This window comes from Kitasatospora sp. NPDC036755 (assembly GCF_040636595.1).
In the GTDB taxonomy this organism is placed as follows: domain Bacteria; phylum Actinomycetota; class Actinomycetes; order Streptomycetales; family Streptomycetaceae; genus Kitasatospora.
The window spans coordinates 1-12,773 of sequence record NZ_JBEZUT010000063.1 but is presented as its reverse complement, the minus strand read 5'-3'; the positions used below and the strand labels follow the sequence as shown (position 1 = coordinate 12,773).

Here is a 12,773-nt window from a genome sequence, read left to right as displayed (position 1 = left end):
TGACAGTAGTGACCTCCCGGGGTCGGCACCGCCCGGCCGACCGACGCCGGCACACCCTGCCCGGCCGCCGGGCGCCCGACCGGGCCGCGCCGCGCCGCGCTTCGCCGGTCGAGGGCGGGCGGCCGTCCGCGCACCGCCCGGCGGCGGACCCGCTGCCGGGCCGGCCTCCGGCTACGCGGTGTAGCTGAAGGTCAGCGGGCCGCCGGTGCCGCCCGCCGTGGTCACCGTGACGTCCACCGGGCCGGGCCGGTCGGCCGGCGGGGCGGTGGCGGTGCACAGCTGGGGTCCGCAGGAGTGCCGGGTGGCGGGTCGGCCGCCGAAGGAGACCGTGGCACCGGCCAGGTTCGCGCCGGTCACGATGACCGCGGTGCCGCCGCCCGCCGGGCCCGAGGGCGTGTTCAGTCCGGAGAGCACGGGGGCCGGCGGGGGCGGCGGCGGGGCGCCGGTGTAGTCGAACGCCGCCGGGGCCTGGGCCGTCCCGCCCGGTCCCGCCACCGTCACGGCGGCACTGCCCGAGCCGCCGGGCGTGGTCACCGTGCAGACGGTCCCGGTGCAGGTGCCGGGCGCCGGAACGCCGCCGACCAGCACCATCGCGCCCTCCAGGCCGACGCCGGTGACGGTCACGGGGGTGCCGCCCGCGCCCGGGCCGGTGGTGGCGCTGACGTCGTCGATCCGGGGCTGCGAGCCGATCGTCGGCGGCAGCAGGCCGATGCCGAGCAGGTAGGTGGAGACGTGCCCGGTCGGGATCGTGTCGTTGGCGTTGGCCACCCTCGCGGTGATCGCGCCGGTGACCGGGCCGGTCCCCTCCGCGACGACCGGGATCTTCATGAACTCCTCGGTCCCGGAGCGGCGGTTGCCGTACAGGACGGCTTCCAGGTGGCGGCCGTCGGGCGAGACGGTCTCGGTGAAGGTGTAGTCGTACGGCGTGGAGTAGAACATCGCGCCGCCGGTGGTGACGCCGGGCGGCAGGTCGACGGTGAAGTGGGTCGGCCCGCCGAGGTCCTCGGTGCCGAACACGCGCCAGGACACCGAGAAGACGCCGTGCCGGTTCTGCTCGGTGGGGTAGTTCCCGGCCTGGGTGAGGACCACCCGCTGTTCGATGACGGTGGCGGCGGGGGCCTCGGCGGGGAGATCGGCCGCCCCGGCCGGGGTCGCGGCGGCGGTCAGGGACAGGGCTGCGGCGAGACCGGCTCCAGCCAGTCTGATGATCGTAGGCATACGGAAATCCTCCCGGGCGCCCGACAGTTCGGCGTCCGCTTTCCCGAATTGCCCGGCCGGAGACGCGAATTGGCGCGATCCCGCACCCTCGCGCCCACCGCGCCCACCCGCCCGGCCGCCCGGCCGCCCACCCGCCCGGCCGACACCCGTCCCACCGTCACCCGCCCAGCGGCGCGGGCAACGGACGGGAGTGCAGGACGTCCAACCGGGAGACCGCCCTGGTCACCACCACGTACAGCCGGTGCAGGCCCCGCGCCTCCGCCTCCACGATGGCCGCCGGCTCCAGCACCACCACGTGGTCGTACTCCAGCCCCTTCACCACCGAGGCCGGCAGCACCGTCACCCGCGCCGTGGTGCCGACCTGCTCGGCCGCCCCGGTCGGGATGCCCGCGGCGAGGAGCGCCTCGGCGGCCCGCGCCACCGCGCCGTCCGCCGCGATCACCGCGATCGATCCCTCGCGTTCCAGCGCGGCCCGCACCGCCGCCACGGCCGCCGCGTCCAGGTCACCCCCGGCCACCCGTCGCACCGTCAGCTCGCCGTCCCGGCGCAGCGACACGGCCGGCGGCACGTCCACCTCCAACGCGCCCAGCAGGGTGTTGGCGAGCGCCGTCACGGCGGCCGGGACACGGAAGCCGGTGGTCAGCGGCACCACCGCTGCCTGCGGCTTGCCCAGGTGGGCGAGCTGCTCGGGCCAGCTGCGGGCGGCCCACGGAGCGGTGGCCTGGGCGAGGTCGCCGAGGACGGTCAGGGAGCCGAAGGCACTGCGGCGGGCGATCGCCCGGCACTGCATCGGGGAGAGGTCCTGGGCCTCGTCCACCACGACGTGACCGAACCCGGCGGGGCGCTCGATCAGGCCGGCCACCTCGTCCAGGAGCATCAGGTCGTGCTCGGACCACTTCGCGCTCCGCTCCGAACGCGGCGGCCGGCACCACAGGACCGCCGCCTGCTCCCCGGGGTCGAGCACCCCGTCGGCGGCCTCGGCCAGCACGGCCGGGTCGCTCAGCAGGGCGGCGACCACACCCTCCGGGCGCAGCACGGGCCAGGCGGACTCCAGGAAGGCCGCGACCGGCCCGCAGCGCCCGATCTTCCGCGACCACGCGCCGGACCTGACGCCGGACCGGCGTTCGGCCTGGTCCTGGAGCATCGCCACCACCCGGGTGCGCAGGCTCTCCCGGCCGATCGCGTACGGCGGCGCCTGCTCGCGCAGTTCGGCGACCGTCCGGTCCAGCCGCTCCGGGGGCACCCGCCACCGGTACGAGCCGTCGGGGACGACCAGCGGGTCCGAGCCCGTCGCCCGGATGCGGCCGTACAGCGCGCGGCGCAGCACCGTCGCCATCCGTCCGTCCTGCTTGACCGCGGCCGCCCGCTCGTCGTCGACCGCGCCGACCGAGCGGGTGGCGACCAGGTCCTCGACGGTGCTCTGGGTGACGTCGATCTCCCCGAGCGCGGGGAGCACCTCGGCGATGTAGCGCAGGAAGGTCCGGTTCGGGCCGATGACCAGCAGGCCACCGTGCCGGATCCGCTGCGGGAAGCTGTACAGCAGGTACGCGGCGCGGTGCAGCCCGACGGCGGTCTTGCCGCTGCCGGGCGCGCCCTGCACGCACACCGACTCGCTCAGCCCGCCCCGCACCAGCGCGTCCTGCTCCGGCTGGATGGTGGCGACGATGTCCCGCATCGGGCCGGTGCGGGGGCGTTCGATCTCGGCGGCCAGGAGGCCGCCCGCGCCGCCGCCCGCACCGCCGCCCCCGCCGTCCGCCGCAACGCCGCCCCCGCCGTCACCGGCCGGGCCCCGGCCCGCCGAACCGGTCCCGTCGAGGGGCTCGTCCTCCAGCCCGGTCAGGTCCTCCGGCACCCCCGGGCTCGACGGCGCCCAGCCGAACCGGCGGCGGCGCGCGAGCCCGAGCGGATCGTGGGCGCTCGCCTGGTAGAACGCCCGCGACACCGGGGCCCGCCAGTCGACCACCAGCGGCGGCACCGTCGGGTCCTCGGAGATCCGCCGGCGGCCCACGTAGTAGCGCTGCCCCCGGTGCTCCCCGGCCTCCGCGGTGTCGCCGAAGTCCAGTCGGCCGAAGAACGACGGGCTCTCCGGCAGCTCCTTCATCCGCTTGGCGCGGGTGCGCAGGTACCGGCCGAGCGCCTCCGCACTGGCGCCGTCGCCGGAGACGTCCTCCCCGGCGACGACCTGGTGGCTCGCGTCCTCGACCTGCCGGGCCGTCGCCACCCGGCAGATCTCGACGTAGGCACGCTCCCGTTCCAGTTCGCGGTCGAGGTTCCGGGGGTCCGAGGTCATCGTTCGCGTTCCTTCCTGGCACGGCGGCTCGCCTGCCGCCCAGAGCCAGCATAACTTAACTCAGTAAAAATACTGACTTAGTTGCCAGCTCCGAGGCAGGTACCGCGGCAGGTCCGGCCCAAGGACGGCACCCCCCAGGGCGACACAGCGACGCGGTACGGACGGGCAACCGCCCCACCGCCGCGAGCAGCAGCCACAGGTAGGGCAGCCGGTCGACCTCGTCGGCGCCGAGCGAGGCGAGGGCGGCGTTCACCGCGGCGAAGCGCTCGCCGTCGTAGAAGTCGTAGAAGACGTCGCCCCGGGCGGCCGGGTCGGCGTGGCCGACGTGGCGGACCTCGGCCTCCGGCGCGCCCTCAGCCCGCCGTGAGCGCGAGCCGGATCCACCGCTCGGACTCCGCGACCGCCACCCCCACGTCGAAGGACCGCGGGGCGGCCGCGGCCTGCACCACCAGCCCCTTGACCAGCCCCACGAAGGCCAGCGCGAAGGCCCCCGGGTCCACGCCGGGGCGAAGCTCCCCGTCCCGCTGCCCCTGCCCGACCACCTCGGCCGCCCACTCCCGGGTGCTGGCGTCCAACTCCGCCACCGCGGCGGTCAGTTCCGAGGCGCCGGCGAGCGCCTCGGCACCCAGCACCACGAAGGCCCGGCCGAGGTCGGTCGGGTTGCGCACGCCCTCCAGGCAGCCGCGCGCGAACCCGCACAGCTCGTCCACCGCTCCCGCCCCGCTGCGCTCCGGCGCGGCCGCCGCCATCGCCTCGGCCAGCGCCGCCTCCTGCAGCCGCGCCAGCAGCGCGGCCTTCGAGCCGAAGTAGTGGGTGGCCAGGCCCCGACTGAAGCCCGCCTCCTCCCCCACCCTGGCCAGCGTGACCCCGGTGCTGCCGTGCTCGGCGATCAGCCGGGCGGCGGCCGCGATCAGCGCGGACTCGGCCCGGGCCCGCCGCTCGGCCTGGGTGCGGCGCGCCGGCGTCCCGTGAGCCGTTCCGGCTCCGTCGGTTCGGCCCTCATCGTGCGTAGACATGCCACCATGCTACGGTGAACTTGCTTGTTGGATAACAAGTAACTTCCGGAGCGGCGGGCACTCCCCCGACCCGCCGCCCCCGTGAGAAGGGAAGTCCCGATGACCGCCACGATGCTCGCCGGCCGGCTCGACGTCGCGAAGGGCGCCTTCGCCGTGGAGGAGGTCCCCGTCCCGGTGCCCGGCCCGGGCGAGGTACTGATCAAGGTGAGGGCCGCCGGGGTCTGCCTCTCCGACGTCCACCTGATCGAGGGCATGCTCAAGCCGCTCTACCTCAAGGGCGACAAGGTCACCCTCGGCCACGAGGTCGCGGGCACCGTGCACACCCTCGGCGAGGGCGTGACCAGCGCGGCCGTCGGCGACCGGGTGCTGCTGCAGGCGGGCGAGACCCGCGACGGCGCCGTCCACACCCGCGGCGTGGACTACGACGGCGGCTGGGCCGAGTACGCGCTCGCCACCGCCTCCACCCTGGTGCCGATCCCCGACGAGCTCCCCTTCGAGCAGGCCTGCTTCATCCCCGACGCCGTCTCCACCCCGTGGGCCGCCATCACCACCACCGGGGCCGTGCGCCCGGCCGAGGCGGTCGGCGTCTGGGGCGTCGGCGGCCTCGGCGCCCACGGCGTGCAGCTGCTGCGGGCCGTCGGCGCCTTCCCGATCGTCGCCGTCGACCCGCTGCCGGCCGCCCGCGAGCGCGCCCTGGCCTTCGGCGCCGACGCCGCGCTCGACCCGGCCGACCCCGCGTTCGAGGGGCTGCTGCGCGAGGCCACCGGCGGCCGCCCGCTGTCCGTCGCCTTCGACTTCGCCGGTGTCGCCCCGGTGCGCGAGCAGGCCGCGGCCGCGCTCGGCGAGCACGGCCGCCTGGTGCTGGTCGGCCTCACCGACAAGCCGCTGACCGTCACCAACGGCACCCGGTTCAGCTACCTGCGCCAGCAGATCCTCGGCCACTACGGCTCGGTCGGCCAGGACGTCGCGGACCTGGTCGACCTGGTCCGCGGCGGCCGGCTGGAGTTCTCCCGCTCGGTGAGCGGCACCTTCCCGCTGTCCGAGGCCGCCCGCGCGGTCGAGGCGCTGGAGCACAAGGAGGGCAACCCGATCCGCCTGGTGCTCAAGCCCTGACCGGAGCCCCTCACCAGGGGCCCCGCCGACCCGGCGCCGCACCCACCGGACTGAGCCCGGTGGGTGCGGCGCCGTCGCTCCCCCCGCCCGCTCCATGCGGCGGGCACCAGCCGACCCCTGGGCCACCGCACCCCCAACTCCACACGCCCGCGCGGGAAATGGCATGCACGCCACTAGCCAACCGGCCAGTAGCACCCCTACCGTCGACTGTTCCGTGAGACTTCGACGGAGGAGTCCGCCTTGCGGTCACGCCAACGCCCCCGCCCCCACTCCCTCCGACTCCCGGCCGCCGCCCTCGCCTCGGCCCTGCTCGTCACCGCGGCCCTGACCACCACCCCCACCGCCAACGCCGCGCCCGCCCCCGCGGCGGCGGCCGCCGCCGCCAACGACTACTGCGGCGGCCACTGCTCCGACATCCTGCCGCCCGGCGAGAACGGCAACGCCACCCTCGCCGACATCCTGCTCAACCGGGCCTTCGGCACCCGCCCGGCGCACACCGACGACCAGCTCGGCCCGTACGCCGCCCTCGCGGCCGGCTACCCCGGCCTCACCGAGGCCAAGCTGCGCGACTTCTTCAACGACGCCTCCTTCGGCGTCCCCGCCGACCAGGTCGCCAGCACCACCAGCCCGCGCCCGGACGTCTCCATCGTGCGCGACAAGGCCACCGGCGTCCCCCACATCACCGGCACCACCCGCTACGGCACCGAGTTCGGCGCCGGCTACGCCGCCGCACAGGACCGGCTGTGGCTGATGGACCTCTTCCGGCACGTCGGCCGCGGCCAGCTCTCCGGCTTCGCGGGCGGCGCCGCCGCCAACCGCCAGCTGGAGCAGACGTTCTGGCAGGCCGCGCCGTACACCGAGGCGGAGCTGCAGCAGCAGATCGACGCCATCGCCGCCCGCGGCGGCCGGGCCACCCAGGCGCTCGCCGACGCCAACGCCTACCTCGACGGCATCAACCAGTACGCCAAGGAGTCCTACGACGCCCGCACGTTCCCGGGCGAGTACGACCTCACCGGCCACATCGACCCGATCACCAACGCCGGCTCGATCGAGCCGTTCAAGCTGACCGACCTGGTCGCCCTCGCCTCCGTGGTCGGCGCGCTCTTCGGCTCCGGCGGCGGAGGCGAACTCGCCTCCGCCCAGGTCAAGTCGGCGGCCGAGGCCGCGTACGGCAAGGACGCCGGGGACGCGGTCTGGACGTCGCTGCGCGAGGCGGACGACCCGGAGGCCGTCCAGACCCTGCACGACGGGCAGAGCTTCCCGTACGCGACCGTCCCCGACCGCCCGCGGGGCGAGGCACCGCCCGACCCCGGCTCGGTGGTCCCCGAGCGGGTGGTCTACGACGCCACCGGCTCCGCCGGCTCCCTCACCACCGCGGCGCAGGGCGTCCTGCCCGGGAACCTGCTGAGCGCCAAGCACGGCATGTCCAACGCCCTGCTGGTCTCCGGCGCACACACCGACGACGGCCACCCGGTGGCCGTGTTCGGCCCGCAGACGGGCTACTTCGCCCCGCAGCTGCTGATGCTGGAGGAGATCCAGGGCCCCGGGATCAGCGCCCGCGGCGCCGCCTTCGCCGGTCTGAGCTTCTACGTCCAACTCGGCCGCGGCCAGGACTACGCCTGGAGCGCCACCTCCGCCGGCCAGGACATCACCGACACCTACGCCGTCCCGCTCTGCACCACCGACGGATCCCCGGTCACCACCGCCGCCGACTCCTACCTCTGGCACGGCCAGTGCCTGCCCTTCGACCGGCTGGAACGCAAGAACGCGTGGAAGCCGACCACGGCCGACTCCACCCCGGCCGGCTCCTACACCCTGGTGATGCTCCGCTCCAGGTACGGCCTGGTGAGCGCCCGCGGCACGGTCGGCGGCGCCCCCGTCGCCTTCACCTCGCTGCGCTCCACCTACCGGCACGAGGCCGACTCCATCATCGGCTTCCAGGAGCTCAACGACCCGGGCGCCGTGCGCGACGCGGCGGGCTTCCAGCAGGCGGCGCAGGACATCAACTACACCTTCAACTGGTTCTACGCCGACTCCCGCGACATCGCGTACTACAACTCCGGCAGCAACCCGGTCCGCGCCGCCGGGGTGGACCCCGGCCTCCCGGTCCAGGCCCAACCCGCTTACGAGTGGGCTGACTTCGACCCCGTCGCCAACACCGCCCGGTACACCCCGGCGGCCGAGCACCCGCAGTCCGTCAACCAGGACTACTACGTCTCCTGGAACAACAAGCAGGCGAACGGCTACACCTCGGCCGGCTTCGGCAACGGCTCGGTGCACCGCGGCAACCTGCTGGACGACCGGGTCAAGTCCCTGCTCGCGAACGGCGGCAGGGCGAGCCGGGTCTCGCTCACCCAGGCCATGGAGAGCGCCGCCCTGGCCGACCTCCGGGCCGAGGACGTGCTGCCCGACCTGATCCGGGTGCTGCGCAGCGCGCCCGTCACCGACCAGGCCGCCCTCACCGCCCTGCAGCAGCTGGAGGCCTGGCTCGCCAACGGCGCGCAGCGGAAAGAGACTTCACCGGGCAGCCACGGCTACGCGGACGCCACCGCGATCCGGGTGATGGACGCCTGGTGGCCGCTGGTGGCCGACGGCGTCATGCGGCCGGGCCTCGGCGACCAGCTGTTCGGCGCGCTGACCGGCGCCCTCCAGATCAACGAGTCGCCCTCCGGCGGCCAGACCGGCGCCGGCGGCGGCCCGGTGAGTGCCAACGAGGCGATCCCCCACAAGGGTTCGTCCTTCCAGTACGGCTGGTGGAGCTACCTCGACAAGGACCTGCGGGCCGTCCTCGGCGACCACGTGGCGGGCCCGCTGGCCCGCCCGTTCTGCGGCGGGGGCGCCCTCGCGGCCTGCCGGACGGTCCTGCTGAACACCCTGAAGCAGGCCGCCGCCCAGACCTCCGCCCAGGTCTACCCGGGCGACGCGGACTGCGCGGCCGGCGACCAGTGGTGCGCCGACACGATCATCCAGCGCCCGCTGGGCGGCGTGACGGACGCCAAGACCACCTGGCAGAACCGCCCCACCTACCAGCAGGTGGTCCAGTTCCCCAGCCACCGCTGAGCCCCGCCCACCGCCGAGCCGCCCTGCCGGTGCCCCTCCCCGGGGCACCGGCAGCCGGTCACTCCGCCGCGCCGACCCGCTTCGCGATCGCCTCCGCGTCCTCGACCAGGTACCGCGGATGGTCCCGCAACCGGTCGACCACCCTGACGTAGGTCCTGCGGCTGTCGGGCGTGGTCATCCGGTCCGAGGCGGCGTCCGCCAGGTCGACGATGGCCTCCATCAGCCCACCGATGGCCCGCAGCAGCGCCGCCTCCTCGCTCTCCGGAACCCGCTCCCGGCCGCTGTCCCGCGCCTTCGGCAGCGCGTTCTCCCGCAGCTGCCGCCGCGCCTCGCCGACCGCCTCGACCATCGCGCCCGTCCCGCTGTCCAATCCGGCCCCCTCGTCTTCCCGTCCTCCGGCGTCCCTCCCGGTCCTTCCCACCCCGCGCCCCGCTTAGGCCCCACGGGCCCGGCCCGGCGCGCGGCCCGGCGGAACTGCCCCTAGCGTGGTCCGGGGACCGCCCGACCGTCCCCGGGCCGAGGCCCGGGTCCCGCACCAGGAGGCAAGCCGACCATGACCGCCAACCTCTCCGATCTCACCGGCGACTACGTCCTCGACCCCACCCACACCCGGATCGGCTTCGTCGCCCGGCACGCCATGGTCACCAAGGTCCGCGGCGCGTTCCACCGGTTCGAGGGCACCGCCCACCTGGACGGCGGCGACCCGTCCCGCTCCTCCGGCCAGGTGGTGATCAAGGCCGAGAGCATCGACACCGGAGTGGAGCAGCGCGACCAGCACCTGCGCACCAACGACTTCCTGGACGCGCCCAACTTCCCCGACATCACCTTCCGCTCGACCGCGGTCGAGGTGCGCTCCGACAGCGAGTACCGGGTCACCGGCGACCTCACCATCAAGGACACCACCCGCCCGGTCACCATCGACTTCGAGTACACCGGCAACGCGGTCGACCCGTACGGCAACCTCCGGGTGGGCCTGGAGGGCTCGGTCACCATCAGCCGCAAGGACTACGGAGTCACCTGGAACGCGGCGCTGGAGGGCGGCGGCGTCCTGGTCGGCGACAAGGTCGTGCTGGAGTTCGACATCTCGGCGATCCGCCAGAGTTAGGTCACCGCACCACCGCCGCACCACCCCCGCGGACCGCCGGACCGCCCCGCGCTCGCCCGGCTAGGCTCCGGACATGCCAACCGAAGACTCCCTCGCGACCGGCCAGCGCTCCCTCGGCGACCCTTCCCTCGAGTACCCGCTCTGGCCGCCGCTCACCGCCGGCTGCCCGCGCACCGGCACCGAGGAGGTCGCGTACCCCGTCGAGGTCGACTACGCCTACGACAAGGCCGACCCGGCGGGCCTGTCCGCCCCGGCGCACGGCGCCCCGGTGCGCGCCGGCCTGGAGCGCTGGGCCCCGCTGCTGCCGCCGCTGCTCGCCCCGGGCCTGGGCGAGGGCGCCACCCCGCTGGTGGAGATCGAGCCCGGGGTGTACGTCAAGGACGAGTCCCGCAACCCCACGTGGAGCCACAAGGACCGGCTGAACCGCTGCACCACCAGCGCCGCCGTGGGCGTCGGCGCGCCGGGCCTCGCGGTCGCCTCCTCCGGCAACCACGGCGCCTCCGCCGCCGCCTACGCCGCCCGCGCCGGTCTGCCCTGCGTGGTGTTCACCGGCCCGGACCTGCCGCCGAACGTCGACGCCTTCCTCAACGCCTACGGCGCGGTGGTGCTCCCGGTGCCGTGGGAGGCCCGCTGGCCGCTGCTGCGCCAGGCGGTCGACCGGCTGGGCCTGCACCCGGTCAGCAACCTGACCACCACCCACACCGGGCACGCCTTCGGCCCCGAGGGCTACAAGACCGTCGCGTACGAGATCTTCCAGGACGTCGGCCTGCCGAGCGCGGTGTTCGTCCCGACCGGCTACGGCGAGCTGCTGTTCGGCGTCTGGAAGGGCTTCGCCGAGCTGCGCCGGCTGGGCCTGACCGACCGGGTGCCGCGGATCCACTCCTGCGAGACGGCCGGCTCCGGTCCGCTCGCCCGGGCGATCGCCGAGGGCCTGCCCGCCGCTCGTGTGACGGTCGGCCCGAGCGACGCGTACTCGATCGCCTCCCCGGTGAGCGGCTACCGGGGCGTGCTGGCGGTGCGCGGGAGCGGCGGCCGGGCACTGACCCTGGACGACGGTCAACTCATGGACGCTCAGCGGGAGCTGGCCCGGGCCGGGCTCTGGACGGAGTTGTCCGCGGCGGCCGGCCTGGCCGGTCTGCGCAGCCTCGGCGCACCGGACCTCTCCGAGGGCCCGGTGGTCTGCGTGTCGACCTCGAGCGGATTCAAGGACAAGGGCGTCGGCGCCCGCCGGACGGAGCCGGTCACCCCCGACTGGGACGCGGTCGAGCGCCGTCTGCGCGCGGCCGGCATCACCGCCTGACCCCCGTCCGGGGCCTGCTGTTCGCCCGCCCGTCCATCGTCGTAAGGTCGCCGTAGGGTCGGTGTTCGCCGAGCGCCACCAGGCTTGCACCCTCCGTCAACTCCCCCCGCCTGCCGAAGGGTAGCCACCGTGTCGCGTTCCCTCCGCCGCCTGCTGCCGCTCGCCGTCGCCGTCGCGGCGGTGCCCGTGCTGGCCCTGCCCGCCCTCCCGGCCGGCGCGGTCTCGTACGGCACCCCGACGATCACCTTCTCGGCCGGGTACCTGTCCGGCGCGGTCGGCGCCACCGGCGACCCGACCGTGTCCGTGACGGTCGCCCAGTCCGGCGCCGCGGCCTCGGACCTGAGCGTCGCCGCCTCCGCCACCACCCGCAGCGCCGTGGCCCGCACCGGCGACGTCACGGTGAGCGGCACCGGCGGCACCCGCACCCTGGCGGTCGCCGCCCAGGGCGTCGGCTACGCCGACCTCACCATCAAGGTCACCGGCCTCGGCGGCAAGAGCGCCACCCGCACCCTGCACTACGCCGCCTCCCCCGCCGTCCGGTCCTCCGCCACCAGCCGCTACCTGACCGGCTCCAGCGACGCCTCGGCCGCCGTGGACGCGGGCGGCGGCTACCTCGTGGTCGGCGACGACGAGTCCAACACCCTGCGCCTGTACGACCGCAACAACTCCGGCGCGCCGGTGCGCACCTGGGACTTCAGCTCGGCCCTCGGCGTCTCCAAGGAGATCGACATCGAGGCCGCGACGCGGGTCGGCAACACCATCTACTGGACCGGCTCGCTCGGCAACAACAAGGACGGCGTGGTCAAGCCGGACCGGCACACCGTCTTCGCCACCACCGTCACCGGGTCCGGCGCCGACACCCAGCTGTCCCTGGCCGGCTCGTACCACGGCCTGCGCGACGACCTGATCAGCTGGGACAACGCCCACGGCAAGCGCTACGGCTTCGCGGCCGGCGCGGCGGACGGCCAGGCGCCCAAGCAGATCGACGGGTTCAACGTCGAGGGCCTGGAGTTCGCCCCCGGCAGCACCAGCACCGCGTACATCGGCTTCCGCGCGCCGCTCACCCCGGCCGTCACCGGCGGCCGGGCGCTGCTCGTCCCGGTCACCAACTTCCCCTCCCTGGTGAACGGTTCGGCCGCGCACGCGACCTTCGGCGACCCGATCGAGCTGAACCTCGGCGGGCTGTCCGTCCGCGACATCCGCCGCAACGGCCTCGGCCAGTACCTGATCGTGGCCGGTTCCTGGGCCGCCGAGGACAATTCCGCCCCGTACGCGCTCTACCGCTGGAACGGCCAGCCGGGTTCCCAGCCGACCAAGCTGATCGACCTGCCGACCAGCGACTACGGCGCCTGGGAGGCCGTCCCGGACGTCCCGGACCTGGACGCCCCCGGCGCCCGCGCCCAGCTGATCACCGACGACGGCTCCGCGGACCTCTACGGCGACTCCACCGCCGCCAAGGACCTCACCCACCCCGAGTGGAAGAAGTCCCGCAGCACCTGGTTCACCCTGAACTGACCGCGCGCCGAGGGCCCTTCGGCGCGTTCACCGAAGGGCCCTCGCGCGAGCCGCCCGTTCAGACCCGAATCCGCAGGTAGTGGCCGGCGGCCAGTCAGTTGATCTCTGTGCTGGCCGTTGGCGCCGTTGTGGTGTGGCCGGGTAGGCCGGTGGCCC

At 75.0% G+C, this 12,773-nt stretch carries 9 protein-coding genes; 5 read left to right on the top strand and 4 right to left on the bottom strand.

Features of this window, described 5'->3' with window-relative positions:
- Window positions 1-171: 171 nt before the first annotated feature.
- From AB0E96_RS12465 to AB0E96_RS12455, 3 genes are all read right to left on the bottom strand, one after another.
- Window positions 172-1,218, bottom strand: a complete 1,047-nt coding sequence (locus AB0E96_RS12465) for an IPT/TIG domain-containing protein (protein WP_359821954.1) — start codon at window positions 1,216-1,218, stop codon at window positions 172-174.
- Window positions 1,219-1,375: 157 nt separating this feature from the next.
- Window positions 1,376-3,508 carry an AAA family ATPase gene (locus AB0E96_RS12460; protein ID WP_359821951.1) on the bottom strand — a complete coding sequence of 711 codons (2,133 nt, stop codon included), beginning with the start codon at window positions 3,506-3,508 and terminating at the stop codon, window positions 1,376-1,378.
- 353 nt (window positions 3,509-3,861) lie between these two features.
- Window positions 3,862-4,524: a TetR/AcrR family transcriptional regulator gene (locus AB0E96_RS12455; protein WP_359821949.1), complete on the bottom strand. Its 663-nt coding sequence runs from the start codon at window positions 4,522-4,524 to the stop codon at window positions 3,862-3,864.
- 99 nt (window positions 4,525-4,623) lie between these two features.
- Between AB0E96_RS12455 and AB0E96_RS12450 the strand changes: the two genes are divergently transcribed.
- The gene (locus tag AB0E96_RS12450; protein ID WP_359821947.1) at window positions 4,624-5,637 is read left to right on the top strand and encodes a zinc-binding dehydrogenase; all 1,014 of its coding nucleotides are present in this window, start codon (window positions 4,624-4,626) and stop codon (window positions 5,635-5,637) included.
- A 324-nt stretch (window positions 5,638-5,961) separates the two neighbouring features.
- Entirely contained in the window at window positions 5,962-8,697 is a 2,736-nt protein-coding gene (locus AB0E96_RS12445) for a penicillin acylase family protein (protein ID WP_359822003.1), read from the top strand.
- A 58-nt stretch (window positions 8,698-8,755) separates the two neighbouring features.
- On the opposite strand, the gene AB0E96_RS12440 is transcribed toward AB0E96_RS12445, so the two are convergent.
- Window positions 8,756-9,067: a hypothetical protein gene (locus AB0E96_RS12440; protein WP_359821944.1), complete on the bottom strand. Its 312-nt coding sequence runs from the start codon at window positions 9,065-9,067 to the stop codon at window positions 8,756-8,758.
- A gap of 183 nt (window positions 9,068-9,250) precedes the next feature.
- Here AB0E96_RS12440 and AB0E96_RS12435 point away from each other — a divergent pair, with 183 nt between their 5' ends.
- From AB0E96_RS12435 to AB0E96_RS12425, 3 genes are all read left to right on the top strand, one after another.
- Entirely contained in the window at window positions 9,251-9,802 is a 552-nt protein-coding gene (locus AB0E96_RS12435; protein ID WP_359821941.1) for a YceI family protein, read from the top strand.
- 73 nt (window positions 9,803-9,875) lie between these two features.
- The gene (locus AB0E96_RS12430; RefSeq protein WP_359821938.1) at window positions 9,876-11,102 is read left to right on the top strand and encodes a pyridoxal-phosphate dependent enzyme; all 1,227 of its coding nucleotides are present in this window, start codon (window positions 9,876-9,878) and stop codon (window positions 11,100-11,102) included.
- Window positions 11,103-11,282: 180 nt separating this feature from the next.
- Window positions 11,283-12,617 carry a hypothetical protein gene (locus tag AB0E96_RS12425; RefSeq protein ID WP_359822000.1) on the top strand — a complete coding sequence of 445 codons (1,335 nt, stop codon included), beginning with the start codon at window positions 11,283-11,285 and terminating at the stop codon, window positions 12,615-12,617.
- Window positions 12,618-12,773: the final 156 nt, after the last annotated feature.

What these genes read in the sequence shown, in the direction of transcription:
- AB0E96_RS12430 (WP_359821938.1), top strand. Translation starts at nt 9,876, where the DNA reads ATGCCAACCGAAGACTCCCTCGCGACCGGCCAGCGCTCCCTCGGCGAC.
- AB0E96_RS12465 (WP_359821954.1), bottom strand. Translation starts at nt 1,218, where the DNA reads ATGCCTACGATCATCAGACTGGCTGGAGCCGGTCTCGCCGCAGCCCTG.
- AB0E96_RS12435 (WP_359821941.1), top strand. Translation starts at nt 9,251, where the DNA reads ATGACCGCCAACCTCTCCGATCTCACCGGCGACTACGTCCTCGACCCC.
- AB0E96_RS12450 (WP_359821947.1), top strand. Translation starts at nt 4,624, where the DNA reads ATGACCGCCACGATGCTCGCCGGCCGGCTCGACGTCGCGAAGGGCGCC.
- AB0E96_RS12460 (WP_359821951.1), bottom strand. Translation starts at nt 3,508, where the DNA reads ATGACCTCGGACCCCCGGAACCTCGACCGCGAACTGGAACGGGAGCGT.
- AB0E96_RS12455 (WP_359821949.1), bottom strand. Translation starts at nt 4,524, where the DNA reads ATGTCTACGCACGATGAGGGCCGAACCGACGGAGCCGGAACGGCTCAC.